Below are 18336 nucleotides of genomic sequence, written 5' to 3' on the forward strand. Positions count from 1 at the left end.
ACTGGTAAAATCCAACTGGTGAAAACCGAGTAAAGATAGAAATTTCAGCCCGAAATTCTGCTTAAATTCTCTGAACCAAAAAAGATGGCTTGCTTACCATCTTTTACATAATTTATTTAGACTATTAATCTAATTCGGGCTTATTATATCCGTTACATCTGTTTCAAGTTACTCCTCAAGTTCAAGTACTCATCAATCTCAAGTTTAAGTTCAAGTATTCATCAATCTCAAGTTTAAGTTTAAGTATTCATCAATCTTAAGTTCAAATCACCTGTCACACTTATTTGTTTTAATCTATAAGTTAAAGGGGTAGTAAAAGCATGGCAAAGAAAGTTGCACTTGCATATTCAGGAGGGCTTGACACCTCGGTGTGCATCCCTATCCTTAAGGAAAAGTACGGATACGACGAAGTAGTTACGATTTCAGTCGATGTAGGCCAGCCTGAAGAGGAAATCAAGCGGGCAGACGCAAAAGCAGAGAAGATCAGCAACAAGCATTATACGATCGATGCAAAGGAAGAGTTCGTTAAAGATTACGTCTTCCCACTGATCAAAGCCAACGGAAGTTACGAAGGCTATGTAATGGGAACTTCAATTGCCCGCCCGTTGATCGCGAAAAAAGTGGTCGAGGCTGCCAGGAAAGAAGGAGCAGTAGCCCTTGCCCACGGCTGCACAGGAAAAGGCAATGACCAGCTCCGTTTCGAGGCCGTTTTCCGCCAGACCGACATGGATGTTATTGCCCCGATGCGGGAGATGAACCTGACCCGCGAGTGGGAAATCGACTACGCAAAAGAGCACGGAATCCCGGTGGAAGTCACAAAGTCCAAGCCCTGGAGCGTTGACGAAAACATCTGGAGCCGCAGTATCGAAGGCGGCAGGCTTGAAGACCCTTCGTTTGTCCCGCCGGAAGAGATCTTCGAGTGGACAACCTCGCCTGAAAAAGCCCCTGAACAGCCCAGGGTTGTTGACATCGGCTTTGAAGCAGGTGTTCCGGTTTCCCTTGACGGCGAAAAAATGAGCGGCTACGCCCTTGTGAAGAAAATGAATGAAATTGCAGGCGAAAACGGCGTTGGTCGAACTGATATGATTGAAGACCGCGTGCTCGGCTTAAAAGCCCGCGAGAACTACGAACACCCGGCTGCAACCGTTCTTCTGGCAGCCCACGCCGACCTTGAGAAACTCGTCCTGACCCGCAGCGAACTCAAGTTCAAGAAGATCGTGGACGACCAGTGGTCTGAACTTGCCTATTACGGGCTTGTGGACGAGCCGCTTTATGCCGATCTGAACGCCTTTATCGACAAGTCCCAGGAAAGAGTTACAGGTATAGTGAAAGTCAGGCTCTACAAAGGCGCCCTCACGATCCTTGCCCGCAGCTCACCGAATGCCCTCTATTCTGAAGACCTGGTTTCGTTTGACAGCCAGACCATTGACCAGAAGGACTCAGAAGGGTTTGCGAAGTATCACGGGTTCCAGGCCAGGATGTATAGGAAGGTAATGGATAAGCAGTAAGTTAATGATTTTGTCTGTTCCTTTTAGAGGAATGGACTTCTACTTTTTAATTTAATATTCAAGTCTTTTGTAAATAATCAATTTTGTCTAATTCTTGCTTGACCGCATAATAATAATTTTGAATCCAATCTGAATAGTGGGAAATATGATTACCAGTTTTTTCATACAACCCTATATATTTTCTAGAAATTTCCACTTTTCCAGCGATATATGCATAGTATGCAATTCTTAAAAATGCGGGAGTTGCAACCGGATGACCGTAAAGTCGTTGAATTTCATCTATTGCTAACTGAGTGAACTCCCACATTTCTTCATATCTCTTCTGCCCACAAGCTTCATCACAAATATCTAATCCAATATTAAAAGCTCCAATAAAATTCCCGTGTTCTGAGTATGTCTTTTTGATGTCCTTGAGCATTCTAAGGACTTCATCTCTATCATAATCAACGTTACACGTCTTTGCTCTTACTATATTCCACATAGTCTCACATTTCTCTGAAATGCAATACTCTGGAATTGTGTAGAGATAGTTTTCCAGCCCAGGTATGATGATTCGAATATTTTCCTTATTTGTATTATACAGGTTTACATGATCACCCAATAATCCTGTTTCGCTCAAATCTTGCAGGATATGGTGTATTTCCATGAAACATTTGAATTTTTCCACTGGTGAAAAATCCGAATACTCAGTATATTGGGATTCTATCTGGTTTAGAAACACTTGAGACAATAATTTACTATTCCATCTTATTCTCAACTCGGATATATCAAACATAAGCTGTTCTTTTCGTGAAATATTTGGATACATTTTTTCCCTTAATTCCTCTAATATTTTAGACAAGTTGTAGCGATCATCTGTTTGCCTATAGTGTTCTAGGAGACAGTTATAGTATTCTAATAAGTCATTTGGATTTTTGGAATCAATAAAAGAGTGATACTCTTGAATTTTTTTATTTGCTTCGTCTAATTTATGATCCAAAGTAAGTGAACCGATAACGTTTTGATATGCAATGTGGATTGATGTTCTATTTCTCGAATACTTTACTGCCTTAAGTTTTCTTTGATAATAATATAAAGAGTCTGTATAATTTCCTTCCAACTTTCGAATTCTCCCCATATTATTTAGTGCAACTTGATAATATACATCTGTATCGTCTGAACAGATGTTAATAGCTTTTAGAAGAAGCTCTGATGATTTCTTGAGATCTCCTTCAACTTCTGCAGATAATGCCTGAATGAGATATACTTGAATCAAGTATTTCCCCGAAATTTCATAAATTTTAGAAAGATATTCCACAGTTTGTTTTGCCCTATCAAAGTCCCCCAACTGTGAATAATAATTTACTTTTATTAGTTCAAGACGCAGAGTCTCATCCTCATTAAGTGTTTTTTCATCAATTTTAAAGAGAATTTCTACTGAACTTCTCATGTTACCTTTTGCTGCAGCAATGGCTGCTTTCTGAATATTATATGAATATTTTCCCGTTGAATCCAAGAAATATCGCCTATAATAGTACAGCATTTGTTCTGCTTTTTCGGGTTCATTAGCCATGAGAAAATTGGAAACTTCACAATCAACTAAAGAACATGGCCATAAAAGTTTACGAGAAGAGTAATAGAACACTAATGTAAGGCTTCCAAGTAGTACTAATACGAAATAAAGCGTTAGTCCATTAAGCAAACCAAAACTCCATAATTCTATAGTAATAAAGCCAAAAAGAGACAATATTAAAAATTTCAGTCTATATTTGGGTAACCATATATCTTTCCATGTTAGCACTATTGAAACTATTAAAAGAGCATATACCCCAAATAATGATGCCGGGTTTCCACTTTCAAAAGCCTGTTTAGTTTCGTTGAACCATAAAAACAAATCTGCCATTTTTCTCTTTATCCCTTCAGCCACTTCTTGATATTGTGCTAATTAATCTATTGCCTGTGATCGGGCTTCACTTATATTAATTATTTTAATTGATTTGTATTATAAATATTATTTCCTTTTTCTGTAGAAATAAGACAATGTGAAAAAAATCTAAATCCTCTATTCTATGTGTGCTGTCAATTAGAAAAATACGTTTTAATTGGTTTGGAATCAATTGAATATATTTGGTTTTGTATAACAGAAGGTCACTTTTGATAGCTCCCAAAACTTGAACTAGATTAATAAATTTTCACTTCAATCAGAAAACAGCCCTCCAAAGAAAAAGGCAACTTCTATCACAATTTTTATTTCTTTTTATAAATATACAGAGAAGAACTAATATATAGAGATCGAAGGTTTTAAAAGGTAGCAACATAAATACTTTGTAAAAAATTATGTTTTTTCATAGTAGGATTTTTATGTATGATATAATAAAAATATTAAGAAGCATTTCGATTCTTAGTTTTTTATTTGCCAATATTTTTATGGGAATTTTTTTTAATCACTTCATTTCTAATATTCCTGCTTTTGTTTATGTAATTATATTTGTGATCTCATTCATGGTTCTAAAAACAGATTATGTTATTTGGAAATTCGATCTTTTAAAAATCAAAAATAAAAACGAAAACTTAGAACAAATAGATAAGAAAGACAAATGTATGAAACGCTATTTCAGTTTATTGCTTAAAGTCATGAACACTAAGAACTTACTCGTTATATTCAAACAACTTTTTTTCAACACTCTTTATGAGTTATTTCCTATTTGCATCATCTGGGTATGTTTTTTAGGACTGTTGTTTTTCGCAAATTTATTAGATATTCATCCGTTGGGTTCTTTTTATAACGTAATCACAGTACTTGGTATATTATTAGGTGTTTTCCAGTTCTACTTACAAAGGCATGAAGAAAAAATAGCTTCAAAAATTAGTATTAATGAAAAGAGAATTGAATTCATAATCAACGAAGAAACAAATTTTGAGAAATTCTACAATAGTCTACCTGAAAAATCATTAGATAGAAATTGTCTTAGAAACTGGATTTCTAAAAAAACTGATCCTAAACTTCAAATTTTGGATTCTTTTAAGTTTTTAACAGAAAATGATAACGTAGTAAATGTAATTTCAAAAATTATCAGAAAATCAAAAACACCGATATCATTTAACCTTACATACCCCGACTCAAACAAAAAATTTAGTATCATTGAAGCCGCAGTAGAGGTGGATGCAAAGAAAAAGGAAGAACTGATGGAGGCATACAAGCACTTCTTTGACGGTGAAGAAACTTTTAACACAATAATAAACAGAATTCATGAAGAAATTGATATTAAACAATTTGGAGCAATTGCTTTGGGCAATATCAACATCTTTTCTGAAGTTCTACCACAGTTAATAAATTCTCAATTAAAGGATTTTATTGACAAAATTACCGATGTTGATAAAGAAAAAAATAAAGAGTCTATTGATTTCGGTTCTTCTAACGAATTTAGGGAAAGTTTACATTTTAGAGTAATGGATGAAATCCTTAGTAAAGTATTATTTTGATATCAAAAATAGCAAATTGAAATAAAGAGCTCCTGCAAAATATACAAAATCGTGAGTTATTAGTTTCTCTTTTTTTACAAACGTACCCGGGGAAGATTCCAGCAGACCACCGGCAGGAAACATATATTTTAAGTGAATTGTTGATAGGGGAAGATTCTAAATGACTGGTTGAAAATTGAAGTAGATAAATTAAATACTACATTCGATATATAACTATTGAATTTAATTTACTATATTTTGTAGAAATACAATTTATATATTCTTTCATATTTACAACCATAAATTTAGGATTATATATCATGGTAATACCTGAGAGTCAGTTGCAAATATGGGCTAACCCTGGTTCACAGGCTAAATTTAAAGATGCCCATGAATCAATACGTAAAGTATTGGAAATATATAATTGGCCGAATGGAAAACCCAACTATGAAATCTATCTACAAGGCTCATACAAAAATTCAACTACAGTCCGAAGTAATAGTGACGTTGACATTGTTGTACAATTGAATTCCTTTTATAGTCAAGATTTAGACAATTTATCATACAATGATAAACAATTACTATTAAAGTTTCTTTCAAAATCATCATATCAATGGGAACAGTTTAGATACGATGTGATCAAAGCGTTAAGAAATATGAGTAGTTTTACTGTTAGTGAGGGGAATAAATGCATAAATGTAGAAACTCCATACTTAGATGCAGACGTTGTTGTTTGTATGCAACATCGATTATATGTGAATCGTTCTGAAGCTCGGGATCATTATCATTATAGAATGAGGTATTATAAAAAAGGTCCGTATAATTATTATTACATAGAAGGAATAAAATTTAGATCAACTGATGGAAGGTGGATTATTAATTACCCAAAATACCATGATAAAAATGGTACTTCTAAGAGTCAACAAACAAACGGCATGTTTAATAGTACAATCAGAATCTTCAAAAATATAAGATCTCATCTTGTAGATAAAAATATTATAAAAATAGATGAGGCTCCTTCATATTTCATCGAATGTCTACTTTATAATGTTCCCAATTCTGAATTTGAATCAAGCCATCAAAAAACTGTTCATAACATCTTATCATACTTAAGTTCCAAAGATATAAAAGTTTTTAAGTGTCAGAATTGCCAAATAAATTTATTTGGTAACTCTCCCGACCAATGGTCTGTGACTAATGCTAAAAATTTCATCAACAAGGCGATAAACCTCTGGAACAACTGGTAAAGATCATGCATCCATATTCCACTGATAATAACAGAATTAAAGTATTAGGATCTATGGGAAGCTTAGCATTTATAACTTCTATTGTAATCCTTAAATTATTAAATTCGTTTGTAGATTATTTTAATAGCCTTCCTTACTTTAGCCATATACCATATATTCCTCAAATGTCATTTTTTGCGATTGTATTTATGATTTTTTTCTATTCTTATGACAGATATTTATGGAAACTTAAATTCTCCAAGATCCCAAATTTAAGTGGAAAGTGGAATGGCCGCATAAAAACAAGTTATGGCAAAGGAGAAGAAATCGATGTAGAGGTCAACATTAAGCAGACTTGGAGTTCTATATCTATAGTTTTGAAAACTAGTAATTCAAAATCAAAAAGCAAGACTGCTTCGATATCGTTGTCAGAGGCTCGATTGGTGTACCAATACTTCAATGAACCTTTGTCTAGTTCTGTCGCAACTCTACACAAACATTATGGAGTTACTTTTTTAGATTTTGATGAAATTGATCGACTTGAGGGAAGCTATTTCACTTGTAAGGATAGGCAAACTCATGGAGAAATATTTTTGGAAAGAAAAAAATAATTACATAAAATTAAATTGAATAAAGAATACAAAAGGCTTGTTTGAAAATATGCCTTATAAATCAGCAAAAGAGCACATATTTTTTATTTTACATTTTTCTACAAATGTATTCCGGAAAGATTTGAGCAGACTACCTGCAGGAAAATATATTTTAACTGATTTAGTGATGGAAGAATATTTTCATTTCGTATTCACAAGCCTGATTCTGATGTTTTTTCCTTAATATATAACTCACCTGAAAAATTTCGCTTGAATCAGAGAATCTTCCGGATGAAAAAAGAATCGCTTAATCTAAAGAAGCCCTGCAAAGTGCCCCTTATAAAGCTGCGAAAATCGCGGGTTTGTCAATTTCGTTTTTCTTAACATTATCTTAACAAACGTATTCGGGGGTAGATTTAAGCAGACCGCCGGCAGGATAAATATATTTAAAATGAATTATCGACAAGTCCCAGGAAAGGGTCACAGGTATGGTGAAAGTCAGGTTCTACAAAAGCGCACTTACAATCCTTGCCCGCAGCTCACCGAATGCACTTTATTCCGAGGACCTGGTTTCGTTTGACAGCCAGACCATTTACCAGAAGGACTCAGAAGAGGTTGCGAAGTATCATGGGTTCCAAGTGAGGATGTATCTCTAATTTGACATAAACTATTAATTAATACAGTATTTTCTTACAAAAAACACTTTGCATTGACACATTACTTGTGGTAAAATGAAGAATTTCAAAATTCAACAAACACACGAGATAAATTTAAATTATATGAAGAAAACAAAAGCCTGAAGCCTATTTATACATTATAAAATGTATACTTCTGTCAAATTGTTTAAGACTTATTAAATGTAAAGGCTACTAAAGACTAGACAGAAAGTATTTGATTTTATACAGAAAAGAATCATATCTTAAATTACAAATTTTGTAATAATTTCAAAATAGTTTAATAATAGTAACTGTTTAAGCACATACATAAAAAAATACTAGGTAAAAGAGTGACTAAAAAGTTTGGAATTTCATGGTGGGACAATGTTAAAAAGAATAAAAATTAAAAATTTTAAAGCATTGAAAAATATTGACTCACTGGACATAAAACCTATTACATTTTTTGTAGGCCCTAACAGCTCGGGAAAATCAAGTGCTTTTCAGGTGTTACTGGCATTAAAACAAACTGTAAAAAGTTCTGATGAAAATACTCCTCTTATCCTTCAAGACTATATTGATTTAGGTTCATACAAAGACATAATCTGGAACCATGATGAAAAACAAGAACTTGAGATAGAATTTGATGTGGGATCGAATTCGTATAATTCTGAAGATTCGTTACTTAAACGCTATAAGTTTGTGTATAAACTGGTGAAAAGAGGATTTTACGCGGGAGAAATAATCCTTAATAAATATTCATATAATGAATATAAAACAAATGAAATAAAGGAAAAACTAGTTTCTTTTAATGTCAGCTGGCTTGGAAAAAACAAATACTCCTTTACTATAGAGAAGCCAGATATTTTTGCAGGAAAGATATCCGTTTATAGGAAGAATATCTCACAATTTATTCCCGTCAAACTGTTAGATAACGATAAACATCTCAAAAATGGGCAAAGATATCTTCAGCCTTTCATAGTAAGTAATGAAGCGAATAGGGACTTAGATGCTTTTTTTAGAAGCATGTCTCACATTGGACCTTCTAGAACTGAACCTAAACGTCTCTATACACAAAGTGGAGCAGCGCCACACGAAGTAGGAAAATATGGACAATGGGCCGTTGATGAGATTCTTCTATCAAAAGAAATGCGTTTCTTAGTAAAAAAATGGTTTAAAGAGTTTAATATTTCTTCTGAATTTAAACTGGAAGAACTAAGAAAAGGTTCTAGGAGGTATGAGATTCTGTTAAAGGATTATCACACAGGTACTTGGGTCACCATAGCTGATGTTGGTTTTGGAGTCTCACAACTTCTCCCAATTATTGTAGAATGTTTTAATCCAGATAGTTCAACGCTTCTTATTGAACAACCAGAAATCCATTTACATCCGAAGGGTCAGGCATCTATGGGAGATTTGTTAGTAGATAGTGTAAATAATTTAAAAAAATCGATAATTGTTGAGACACATAGCGATCTTATTATATCGCGTGTTTGCACCCATGTTGTGAAGGGCGATATATCTCCAGATGATGTAGCCATATATTATTTTGATCCATCAACTGATGGAACAAAAATTTTAAGAATAGATATAAATGAAGACGGTCAAATGGTGAATTTCCCCGAAGGATTCTTTGAAGAACGATTCAATGAAGTTGTAGAAAGGACAGATATTGTATTTGACAAAATGGATGAAGGGTGAAAAATGGAGCTAGTATTAGATGCCAACATACTGGGAGAAGTCTGTAGGGGGAACAAGGAGGCAAAGAAATTACTTGAAAATGTAAAAGAACATAATCTAAAAATATCCAAAGAAATCTTAAAAGAATACAAGAGATTACTCACATGTAAAATCCCAAACGCAGAAATGCCTATTGAAGGCAATGGAAGATTCCTCAAAGAATGGTTCACCATCGTTGAGAAAAAATGGAAAAAGGTAAAAGCAGACGCGGAAATCCCAATATGTATTGAGAGATTGATCCAAAGCAGAGATTTTGGTAAAAAGGATGTGGTTTATGTTCAAGTTGCTCTCAAAATGAACAATGGAATATTGATTGCCCAAGAATATCATTTTAGAACGGCACAGGTTTGTCTAGATAGTGCTGATATCAAGTTATTAGATATTTCTGCTGGATTATTGGAATTGAATAAATGACTTTAGAAATAGATAATTTAGATTCTCCTTCATACGTCTTCGGTTAAGTGAGGAATAGTGACAAATTGGCAGTGTGCCAATTTTTCTGTAAAATCACAAATCTCAATAAGTTATTGGGTAGAAAATTCCGTATCGGCAGATCAATTTTCTCCATACTATGCAAAAACTTGACTTCAAATTTACAGCAAATTTGAGACACTGCCATATTTGGCAATGTAACGAAAGCTCTGTAAATTATAATATTCTCTACCCATTTTATTCACAGAATCGCTGAATCTAATGAAGCCCTGTAAAATGCCCCTTATAAAGATACAAAAATCACGAAGTTTTCACTTTCACTTTTCATAACTCGTTTCTTAACAAACGTACTCGGGGAAGATTTTAGCAGTCCGCCGGCCGGAGAAATATATTAAAACTGAAATGAACGTGGAGAAGGGTTCACTTTAATCAGAAAAATCTCCCCAAAAGGAAAAGATCACTTTTTTCAAAAAGGCCCTGCGGCGGGCTCCTTCTAACCTCCTTTAAATTTGGAAAACTCACAGGTTTTCAGTTTTTCAATATCTACAAATGTATTTGAGGTAGATTCCAGCAGACCATCGGCAGAAAAAATATATTTCAACTGATTTAATATGTCGAGGAAAGAAGAGATCCTTCATAAGTGAGCTCATGAAGTAAAACGGCTGAATCACAAAAATCTTACTTCAAAAGAGCTTCAAATTCTTCCACTGTCAGTCCTGAAGCTTTTATCAAATTTCTTAAAAGACCCGGTTTCAGTTCTTTGTGCTTCGGAACGGTCAGCGTAACTTTAGAGCCTTCTTTTCTCAGGACAACGTGACTTCCTACCTGCCGGTGAGGGAGCCAGCCAGCTTTAGAAAAAGCTTTAATTGCCTGCATTCCGGAAATTACAGGAAGTCCAGACATTAAGCAACCACATCAACTACTCTGCAGGAAGGTTTCCCAATGCATTCCTGTAGTTCGTCTTCCGCCAGAGATTCCAAACAAGCCTGAATCGCTTCTTTAATATTTTCAATAGCTTTTTCTACCGTATCTCCCTGTGAAAAACAGCCTGTTAAAGCCGGGCAACTGGCAATAAATCCGCCTACTTCTTCATCTTCCTCAAGGATAATTTTGAACCGCATAAATATCGGTTATAAGGCTTTTTTACTTAAATTGTTATGGGTAAGAGGATCTACTTTCAGACAGATTTAGTGGAACATAATTGGTTACCAGGTTTTCATATTCAATCATAAAATCCTCCCAAAAGGGACTCTGTTCCAAAATCTAGTGATTTTTTAATTTCGTGATTGAAAATCTAAATTCTTAAAAAGAATTCAGTCTCCAATAAAAATTAATATTCGATATGTGAAGCCTTCAATCTATAAGCATAATCACAAGGATTGTAATCAGTTCCAAAATCTAGTGTTGAGTCAAACACAAAATGTCGTATAAAATCGATTGCAATTATTCGGGATCATTGAATCCTTGACGATTGACTCGACACTAGTGATTTTTAGTTATACATTCATCACTAGATTTTGGAACTGAGTCCCAAAAGGGGAAGATCACTTTTATCAAAAAGGCCCTGTGACGGGCTCCTTATAAACTCTTTTAAATTTAGAAAACTTACAGGTTTTCAGTTTTTCAATATCTACAAACGTTTTCGGGGAAGATTCCAGTGTCCGCCGGCCGGAGAAATATATTTTAATTGGGCTCTTCGCTATTTCGAGTGGGTAACTTGCATTTAGCTTCTAGATATTGAAGTAGTATATATCAGATATGAAAACAGTTTTTTTGAAAATCACATTCATGTTTGATGTTCTCATATTTGATCGGAATACTTTCTAACTAGCCAATTATTTTCAACCCATACAAAGCAGCGAAGAGCCTTTAATTGAGTTGAATGTAAAGAAGATTTCACCCTCCTTCTTTAGTAATTATAAATACTACAACCGCAAAATACTATATTATCTCAAAAAGAAACTAAATAGAGCCTGAAAAAATGCCGGAAAACCGAAAAGAAGCTGACACTTACATCCAGAAACTCCATGAGATGCTCCCTGAGCTTAAAGAAAAGTACCACGTCAGCTACCTGGGAATTTTTGGGTCTTACATAAGGGGGGAGCAAAAATCAGGAAGTGATCTGGACATACTCGTTGAGTTCAGCAAGACTCCTACTATTTTTAAATTTGTCAATCTTGAAAACTACCTTTCGGATGCTCTGGGTATTAAGGTAGACCTTGTTATGAAAGATGCACTGAAGCCGAATATAGGTAAACATATCCTGAGTGAAGTTGAAGCTGTTTGAAGAGGGATTAAAATTCGTGAAGTAAAAGACTATATCCAGGATATCTATGATGCAATGGAAGCAGCAGAAGAATTTATCAACGGCTGGACATTTGAAGAATTTACCGAAGATCGTAAAACGCAGTTTGCAGTAGTTAGGGCTCTAGAGATCATTGGCGAAGCAACAAAGAATGTCCCATTTGAAATACGTGAAAAATATCCTTCCGTTCCTTGGAAAGATCTGGCAGGGATACGAGACAAATTGATTCATGCTTACTTCGGAGTGAACCTAAAAGTAGTCTGGCTATCCGTTAAAGAGGGTATTCCCGAAGCAAAGCCTGATATCAAACGTATATTGGACGAGATGTAAATGATCATAAAAATCTCCCCAAAAGAAAAAGATCACTTTTATCAAAAAAGACCTGCAGCGGGCTCCTTATAAACTTCGTTTGAATCTACAAAATTCGCAGGTTTTTGATTTCACTTTTCTTAACAACCGTATTTGGGGAAGATTCCAGCAGTCCGCCGGCCGGAAAAATATATTTTAACTGAATTGAACTGGAAGAAAAGTTTATTTTCAATCAGAAAACCCCTCCCAAAAGGGGAAAGATCACTTTTTATCAAAAAGGCCCTGCGGAGGGCTTCTTACAAATCTGCAATTTACCGAATTAATAGTCCCCTTAAATTTCAAGTTTATGATATTGTATAACGATGTTTTTATTCGAGGAAAAAGAATTAAAAATATGGACTTCACAGGGACATGGCACATTTATGAGATGGAATTATGGGATGAGGATTATTTCAACATGGAAGTTCAGGCTTATATTACGATAAAGCCAGACAACATGGGGAATTTTCAATTTGGTTTAGTTTATGGCTTTATAGACGGAAAGATCGTTGATTATGTTGATGGTAAAAGGTTTGAATTCACCTGGGAAGGAAATGAAGAGTGCGACCATGTATTTGGCAGTGGTTGGGTCAGGATAAAAGAAAAAGACGTACTGGAAGGCGAGTTTAGGTTTCATCTCGGAGACAGTTCTACCTTTTTAGCACGGAGAGCGAAGTAATAAACTCAAGTTTTTTAGCTATCTTTTTGTAACAAACGTACTCGGGGAAGATTTCAGCAGACCGCCGGCCGGAAAAATATATTAAAACTGAAATGAACGTGAAGAGAAGTTCACCTCAATCAGAAAAACCTCCCCCTAAAGGAAAAGATCACTTTTATCAAAAAGGCCCTGCGGACTCAGTATCAAAATCTAGTAATGAATGTAAAATTCAAAATCACTAGATTTTGTAATTGGTCACAATCCTTGTGATACAACTTAGGGATTGAGGTCTTTATGTATCGAATATTTATTTGAGTGAAAACCATAGGCTCTTCGTCATTCTCTATGGATAATATTTTCAATTCAAGACCACGCTGGATTTTATGAGAACATTATGAAGATAGCCATACAAAACAACGAAGAGCCAAACCATATTTTTCTTACTAATTCAGATTTTCAATCAAAAAATGCAAAAATCACTGGATTTTGGACCAGAGCCTCAATTTGCTAAAGTAAATAAAAAGGGCTCTATACCAATTTGTTAAAGTAAATGCTGAATTCAGTTCCATTATTCCTTTTAAGTTCAATGTAACCTTCTATTTGTTCAACAAGAATGTTCACAATCTGGAGTCCGAGAGAATCCGTATTCTGATGATTGATCTCCTCAGGAAATCCATTTCCATTATCGGATACTATCAAAATAAACTGAAATTTTTCTTTATTTATACAGTTTTGTTCTGTTCCTAAGTTTCTGACACTTTTATGTATTTTTTCACATTTTTCTGTTGTATGAAGACTTACATGGATTTTTCCACCTTTTTGGGCTGGAAAAGCATACTTCAGAGCATTTGAGATCAGTTCATTGACAATAATTCCGAGTGGGATTGCGGTATTCATGTCCAGGTATATCTTTTCAAGTTCAAGCTTCAGGCTGATTTCCTCATTTCTTAATCTGTATGAATGAAAAAGATTATTCGTGAGTTTTTGGAGATAATCTGCAAAGTCAAGATTATTTACTTTGTTCCCTTTGTAGAGTTCTTCATGAATCAGAGCCATGGAGGTAATCCGATTCTGGCTTTCCCGAAACGCTTCAAGCATTTTTGCATCGGTAGATCTGTCAGCTTCGAGGCTGAGAAGAGACGAGATTACTTGCAAGTTATTTTTGGTCCTGTGGTGGATTTCTTTCATACGAGCTTCATACGTTTTTTTAAGAGTAAAATCTGAAGTTTTTCTTTTTGTAATATCGCGAATTAAACTTTGTACACATCCTTGTGATCTGGAGTCTGCTGGAAGTTTCTGGAAAATTTGCAGAACCCATCTTGTTTCCCCATCCTTTCTTAATATTCTGTACTCTATTTCGGTAGAGATATCTGACTCATACATAGCTTTTTTTAAGCTTTCACAAGCTAATAAACGATCTTCGGGTTTAATTATTTCTACCCACTTAATTTTACCGGAAAGAAAATCCTCTTTATCGTAACCTGTGACGCCTTCTAGATCTCCATCTATGACTATTGGTACAAAGTTTTCTTTTACTCTGAGTCCTATAAGACCTTCAATATTTTGTTCTAAAAGACAGTTTTTTTCTCTTGAATAATTGATTTTTTTAGTTCCGATCTCATAAACAGATTTAAGCCATTCTTTACCTTCTTTAGTTTTCATGAGGACTTCAATTAAATCAGGAAGTCGAGTCTCATGTTCCTTTAATTCCTTAGTCTTTATATACTCGTATTTTCCAAAAAATTCAGATAATGCTAGAGATACCACATCGGAAATGCTAGAAAATTCGGGAGTATTAGCTAGTTCCAGGCACTGTTTTTTGATCCATGGAGATACTGTGGCGTTAATTTGTTCTTTTTTCTTTATGACTTTGGCCATTTATAATCTCCATTTATTAACTTGATATATAGTTCTTTAAAATGTATAAATAATGTAGTGAAGTTTTCACTACATTATATAGCAATTACTCCATAAAACGAAAAAAGAATATTTCTGGAATCAATTGAGGTTCATTTTCTATTATGATTCTTTTTAGATTGGAAAATCTAAATCATATCAATAATAAATAATGCTGAAAAAGGAAGAATGGTTATTAATACAAGTGTTGCATTCAAAAGGCTTCTGTATCAGTGAAATCGCCAGACAGATAGATCACGATAGGAAAACTGTGAGGAAATATCTCAATCTGAAGATGCAGCCTGAACCTTACAAATGTCTAACAAGACCCAGTAAACTTGACCCATATAAACTTACATACTCAAAAGGATTAATGAAGATTCCTGTGCCTCTACTTGTCTCTATCGTGAAATCCAGAATATGGGCTTTGATGGAGGAGAAACTAGCGTAAAAGATTTTGTAAGAAACGCCAAATCAAAATAAAGTACCTGAATTACTCGTTAAAAACTAAAATAAAACTTTTTGCGCCTGCAAAGGAGTCTTTCTAACTCTTATATTTTTAAATCTGAAAAACAACGGTTTTGCAATCTTATTTCAATTTTACAACCGTTTTCGGGGAAGATTCCAGCAGACCGCCAGCAGGAAAAATATACTTTAACTAAGGTGAAATAAATAAAAAATAGTTATATCGGATAACTCTAAAAATTGCCGATACCGATATATACCAGGGGGCTCATATCGGATACATCAAATTATGACACATACCGATACATCCCTGATTCAAGAAGAACTTCTTGCACGAATAAATGAAAAAATGAAGCAGCTAAACTTCATGCGGTCTATTCCTGCAGATGCTTTAGCAAGGCTACATGAAGAAATGAGGCTGGTTCATACTTATCACTCCAATGCGATAGAAGGAAATACACTAACACTTCAGGAGACAAAACTTGTTCTGGAAGAAGGGCTAACTATTGGCGGAAAATCGCTTAGAGAACATCTTGAAGCGAGCAACAATGCGAAAGCTTTTGACCGAATGGAAGAGTTGGCAAAAAAGAAACGTGCAATAGACCATGTCACAATTCAGGAGATTCACAAAATCGTAACCCGAGGCATACTTGAGGACGCCGGAAAGTACCGCACAAGAAATGTGAGAATAGCAGGTGCAGTAAAGACTCCACCCGACTGGTCAAAGATCATCAAATTGATGGATGAGCTTATTGAAACGATAACTGAAAGCAAGGAACATCCAATTGAAACAGCTTCCTTCCTGCATCACAGGTTTGTTGAAATTCATCCTTTCATTGATGGAAACGGCCGAGTAGCTCGGCTTCTTACAAATCTGTATTTGATGACAAGAGATTATCCTCCTGTCATACTCAAAAAAGAGGATAGAGGAAAATATTACAAATCCCTTAGAGCCGCAGATTCTGGAAACCTGGAGCCATTTGCCAATTTCATTGCAAAAGCCGTAGATGAAAACCTGACTCTATATCTCTCCATTTCAGGAGGAAACGATGAACTTCTACCTCTCAGAGAACTTGCTATAGAAACTCCTTATTCTCAGGAATATCTTAGCCTGCGATCTAGACAGGGGCTCCTGGATGCAGTAAAAATCGGAAAAACATGGCATAGTTCAAAACGTGCAATTGAGCAATATCTGTCGGAGCATGGGAAAAAGGATGTTTAATTTCATTTTTCCTACCAATTGTATTCGGGAGCAGATTTCAGCATACCGCCAGCAATAAAAATATATTAAAGCTGAGTTGAACATAAAAAGAAATTCACTTCAATCAGAAAAATCCTTTCCAAAAGGAAAAAGATCACTTTTTCCAAAAAAGCTCGCGAAGGGCTCCTTCTAAACTCCTTTAAATCTGCAAAAATCGCGGGTTTTTTAGTTTCTAATGAGTTCATGTTTATTTTTATTTGACCTGCAATTTTGGATGATAATGTTTCATTAATCCCAAGTTGATGTATTATTTTAGAAAAGTGCAATGTCATGTAATCCCACCATTGGATTCCTCCAAAAAACTCTTCGTGAGATATTTCCGGAGTGTGCCAGGGAAATCCTCTGGTAAGAAGTGGACGAATATCCTCAAGTCTAATGCTGCTGTATCCATGTTCCTGTAATAGATCGTATATAGTTTGCCCCCACATTCCATCCCGATATGCCAATGTATTATCAAAGTCCCACAGAAGATATTTTTTCTGCATTGTAATTATTCCTGTTCTATCCTGAAATGGTTTCGCATATTCTATAAGAACTAAAATACGAACTTTTATTAAAGGTTCGTTTTTTTGGCTATAAGAGTGTAAACCCAGCTGTTATACATCATATCAGAATTTTCTTGATTCCTTCGATAAACTTTCATCAAATGCAAAAATTCTATGATAAACACATAGGCATTTTTCTCGGAGTCTGCAGACATCGAGAAAAATAAGTGTTTAGGCCGAGTGGTGAGAACGGTTACCTTTTCTAATTGTGAAGGTTTTAACTGATTTTGTAAAAAATCTAGATTTTATGCAACAGAACCCTTCATATAAATATCCGTGGTAGTGTGTCAATTTTTATGTAAAATCAAAAATATTAATAAATTAGTCGTTGGAGAATCCAACATCGAAAGAACTGAATTATGATCAGTATACAAAAATTTGACTCTGAATTTACAGAAAATTCGATACACTGCCATATCCTAATTATCTATAGTCATTAGGTTAATTAATGCAACATTTCATTAGATAATGCTGTTTTTTTTGTTGCAGCAATTATGAGCGTTATTATATTCATCATCATTTTGTGAAAGCCATTCCTGAACGCTTGCCTCCAAACGCACAGCTTTAAAGCCATGAGCTCTTAATATCTCCACTGCTTCTACAGACAGTAAGCAGCAACGACCACGGCAATAAGCAACAATTTCTTGATTTATAGGTAAAGTAGCTAAATGCTTTTCCAAATCTTCGAGAGGAATAGAATTAGCTCCTGGAATGTGCATCATCTCATATTCTTCTTTCGGCCTTACATCAATTAAAGTCACATTGCCTTCTTTCATTCTGACAATGAGTTCACTCATTTTTATTTGTTCTATATTATCTCTGTTAGTGTAAATTTCCTCCCGAAGCTTTTGAAGTTCCGTAATACGCTTTTCGGCTAAAAGCTGTAAAGATAAGATGAAATTCGCCACCTTTCGATCTGCCAATTTGTAATATGAGTAAACTCCACGCTTCTCATACTCTACCAACCTGGATTCAAGCAGAGTTTGCAGATGCTGGGATGTATTTGCAACACTCATATCCGTTTCACGGGCGATTGTTTCGACCGTTTTGGATCCCTGCATCAAAATGTCCAATATCTCCAGTCTTCGAGGACTTGAAATAGCCTTTCCGATTCTGGCGAGCTGCGCATAAACGCTATCTTTAAACACACGGGTTTCTTTTTCCATAAAAACTTCCTGATTCATCTCGTTTTTTTATCTGTTCTAAGTCGTAATTCATCGTTATGCTTAAATACAATTTTACCATATGATTTAAATATTCAATTGATC

Annotated in this window: 16 protein-coding genes and 2 pseudogenes; 12 read left to right on the forward strand and 6 right to left on the reverse strand. The window is 34.9% G+C overall.

What is annotated here, in order from left to right; all coding sequences use genetic code 11:
- The first annotated feature begins 320 nt into the window (after nucleotides 1-320).
- Nucleotides 321-1508, forward strand: a complete 1188-nt coding sequence (locus A9239_RS15080) for an argininosuccinate synthase (RefSeq protein WP_048155105.1) — start codon at nucleotides 321-323, stop codon at nucleotides 1506-1508.
- Nucleotides 1509-1566: 58 nt separating this feature from the next.
- Here A9239_RS15080 and A9239_RS15085 read toward each other — a convergent pair whose 3' ends face one another.
- Nucleotides 1567-3414: a lipopolysaccharide assembly protein LapB gene (locus tag A9239_RS15085; RefSeq protein ID WP_141706482.1), complete on the reverse strand. Its 1848-nt coding sequence runs from the start codon at nucleotides 3412-3414 to the stop codon at nucleotides 1567-1569.
- Between the two features lie 434 nt (nucleotides 3415-3848).
- On the opposite strand from A9239_RS15085, the gene A9239_RS15090 reads away from it, so the two are divergent.
- The 6 genes and pseudogenes from A9239_RS15090 (at nucleotide 3849) to A9239_RS15110 (ending at nucleotide 9572) form a co-directional block, all read left to right on the forward strand.
- Nucleotides 3849-4970, forward strand: coding sequence for a hypothetical protein (locus tag A9239_RS15090; RefSeq protein WP_048155099.1), 1122 nt, complete (start codon nucleotides 3849-3851; stop codon nucleotides 4968-4970).
- Between the two features lie 299 nt (nucleotides 4971-5269).
- Nucleotides 5270-6196: a nucleotidyltransferase gene (locus A9239_RS15095; RefSeq protein ID WP_048155097.1), complete on the forward strand. Its 927-nt coding sequence runs from the start codon at nucleotides 5270-5272 to the stop codon at nucleotides 6194-6196.
- A 5-nt stretch (nucleotides 6197-6201) separates the two neighbouring features.
- Entirely contained in the window at nucleotides 6202-6786 is a 585-nt protein-coding gene (locus A9239_RS15100; RefSeq protein WP_048155094.1) for a hypothetical protein, read from the forward strand.
- Between the two features lie 437 nt (nucleotides 6787-7223).
- Nucleotides 7224-7421: pseudogene (locus A9239_RS18555) on the forward strand (argininosuccinate synthase); the annotation flags it as partial.
- Nucleotides 7422-7805: 384 nt separating this feature from the next.
- On the forward strand, nucleotides 7806-9119 hold the full coding sequence (locus A9239_RS15105) for a DUF3696 domain-containing protein (protein ID WP_048155091.1): 1314 nt from the start codon (nucleotides 7806-7808) through the stop codon (nucleotides 9117-9119).
- Nucleotides 9120-9122: 3 nt separating this feature from the next.
- Nucleotides 9123-9572: a hypothetical protein gene (locus tag A9239_RS15110; protein ID WP_048155088.1), complete on the forward strand. Its 450-nt coding sequence runs from the start codon at nucleotides 9123-9125 to the stop codon at nucleotides 9570-9572.
- 696 nt (nucleotides 9573-10268) lie between these two features.
- Here A9239_RS15110 and A9239_RS15115 read toward each other — a convergent pair.
- On the reverse strand, nucleotides 10269-10493 hold the full coding sequence (locus A9239_RS15115; RefSeq protein ID WP_048131891.1) for a type II toxin-antitoxin system HicA family toxin: 225 nt from the start codon (nucleotides 10491-10493) through the stop codon (nucleotides 10269-10271).
- The gene (locus A9239_RS15120; protein ID WP_048155085.1) at nucleotides 10493-10711 is read right to left on the reverse strand and encodes a type II toxin-antitoxin system HicB family antitoxin; all 219 of its coding nucleotides are present in this window, start codon (nucleotides 10709-10711) and stop codon (nucleotides 10493-10495) included. The genes A9239_RS15115 and A9239_RS15120 overlap by 1 nt, the downstream gene beginning before the upstream one ends.
- Before the next feature lie 860 nt (nucleotides 10712-11571).
- On the opposite strand from A9239_RS15120, the gene A9239_RS15125 reads away from it, so the two are divergent.
- The 3 genes from A9239_RS15125 (at nucleotide 11572) to A9239_RS15140 (ending at nucleotide 12922) form a co-directional block, all read left to right on the forward strand.
- The gene (locus tag A9239_RS15125; RefSeq protein WP_048118702.1) at nucleotides 11572-11877 is read left to right on the forward strand and encodes a nucleotidyltransferase family protein; all 306 of its coding nucleotides are present in this window, start codon (nucleotides 11572-11574) and stop codon (nucleotides 11875-11877) included.
- 54 nt (nucleotides 11878-11931) lie between these two features.
- Nucleotides 11932-12225 carry a DUF86 domain-containing protein gene (locus tag A9239_RS15130; RefSeq protein WP_048118705.1) on the forward strand — a complete coding sequence of 98 codons (294 nt, stop codon included), beginning with the start codon at nucleotides 11932-11934 and terminating at the stop codon, nucleotides 12223-12225.
- 325 nt (nucleotides 12226-12550) lie between these two features.
- Complete coding sequence (locus tag A9239_RS15140) at nucleotides 12551-12922, forward strand: hypothetical protein (protein ID WP_080941495.1); 372 nt, start codon at nucleotides 12551-12553, stop codon at nucleotides 12920-12922.
- A gap of 507 nt (nucleotides 12923-13429) precedes the next feature.
- On the opposite strand, the gene A9239_RS15145 is transcribed toward A9239_RS15140, so the two are convergent.
- Nucleotides 13430-14779: a sensor histidine kinase gene (locus A9239_RS15145; protein ID WP_048118726.1), complete on the reverse strand. Its 1350-nt coding sequence runs from the start codon at nucleotides 14777-14779 to the stop codon at nucleotides 13430-13432.
- 190 nt (nucleotides 14780-14969) lie between these two features.
- Between A9239_RS15145 and A9239_RS20650 the strand changes: the two are divergent.
- Nucleotides 14970-15271, forward strand: a pseudogene (locus A9239_RS20650) (IS21 family transposase); the annotation flags it as partial.
- A 280-nt stretch (nucleotides 15272-15551) separates the two neighbouring features.
- Nucleotides 15552-16484: a Fic family protein gene (locus A9239_RS15155; protein ID WP_052712728.1), complete on the forward strand. Its 933-nt coding sequence runs from the start codon at nucleotides 15552-15554 to the stop codon at nucleotides 16482-16484.
- A 65-nt stretch (nucleotides 16485-16549) separates the two neighbouring features.
- On the opposite strand, the gene A9239_RS19730 is transcribed toward A9239_RS15155, so the two are convergent.
- Nucleotides 16550-17008, reverse strand: coding sequence for a hypothetical protein (locus A9239_RS19730; protein ID WP_176722170.1), 459 nt, complete (start codon nucleotides 17006-17008; stop codon nucleotides 16550-16552).
- A gap of 521 nt (nucleotides 17009-17529) precedes the next feature.
- Nucleotides 17530-18234: a metalloregulator ArsR/SmtB family transcription factor gene (locus A9239_RS15165; RefSeq protein WP_011308339.1), complete on the reverse strand. Its 705-nt coding sequence runs from the start codon at nucleotides 18232-18234 to the stop codon at nucleotides 17530-17532.
- Nucleotides 18235-18336 lie beyond the last annotated feature (102 nt).

The organism is Methanosarcina sp. A14 (assembly GCF_001729375.1).
Classification (GTDB): Archaea; Halobacteriota; Methanosarcinia; order Methanosarcinales; family Methanosarcinaceae; genus Methanosarcina; species Methanosarcina barkeri.

Coding starts and splice junctions, on each gene's coding strand:
- A9239_RS15080 (WP_048155105.1), top strand. CDS start 321: ATGGCAAAGAAAGTTGCACTTGCATATTCAGGAGGGCTTGACACCTCG.
- A9239_RS15090 (WP_048155099.1), top strand. CDS start 3,849: ATGTATGATATAATAAAAATATTAAGAAGCATTTCGATTCTTAGTTTT.
- A9239_RS15095 (WP_048155097.1), top strand. CDS start 5,270: ATGGTAATACCTGAGAGTCAGTTGCAAATATGGGCTAACCCTGGTTCA.
- A9239_RS15100 (WP_048155094.1), top strand. CDS start 6,202: ATGCATCCATATTCCACTGATAATAACAGAATTAAAGTATTAGGATCT.
- A9239_RS15105 (WP_048155091.1), top strand. CDS start 7,806: ATGTTAAAAAGAATAAAAATTAAAAATTTTAAAGCATTGAAAAATATT.
- A9239_RS15110 (WP_048155088.1), top strand. CDS start 9,123: ATGGAGCTAGTATTAGATGCCAACATACTGGGAGAAGTCTGTAGGGGG.
- A9239_RS15115 (WP_048131891.1), bottom strand. CDS start 10,493: ATGTCTGGACTTCCTGTAATTTCCGGAATGCAGGCAATTAAAGCTTTT.
- A9239_RS15120 (WP_048155085.1), bottom strand. CDS start 10,711: ATGCGGTTCAAAATTATCCTTGAGGAAGATGAAGAAGTAGGCGGATTT.
- A9239_RS15125 (WP_048118702.1), top strand. CDS start 11,572: ATGCCGGAAAACCGAAAAGAAGCTGACACTTACATCCAGAAACTCCAT.
- A9239_RS15130 (WP_048118705.1), top strand. CDS start 11,932: ATGGAAGCAGCAGAAGAATTTATCAACGGCTGGACATTTGAAGAATTT.
- A9239_RS15140 (WP_080941495.1), top strand. CDS start 12,551: ATGATATTGTATAACGATGTTTTTATTCGAGGAAAAAGAATTAAAAAT.
- A9239_RS15145 (WP_048118726.1), bottom strand. CDS start 14,779: ATGGCCAAAGTCATAAAGAAAAAAGAACAAATTAACGCCACAGTATCT.
- A9239_RS15155 (WP_052712728.1), top strand. CDS start 15,552: ATGACACATACCGATACATCCCTGATTCAAGAAGAACTTCTTGCACGA.
- A9239_RS19730 (WP_176722170.1), bottom strand. CDS start 17,008: ATGCAGAAAAAATATCTTCTGTGGGACTTTGATAATACATTGGCATAT.
- A9239_RS15165 (WP_011308339.1), bottom strand. CDS start 18,234: ATGGAAAAAGAAACCCGTGTGTTTAAAGATAGCGTTTATGCGCAGCTC.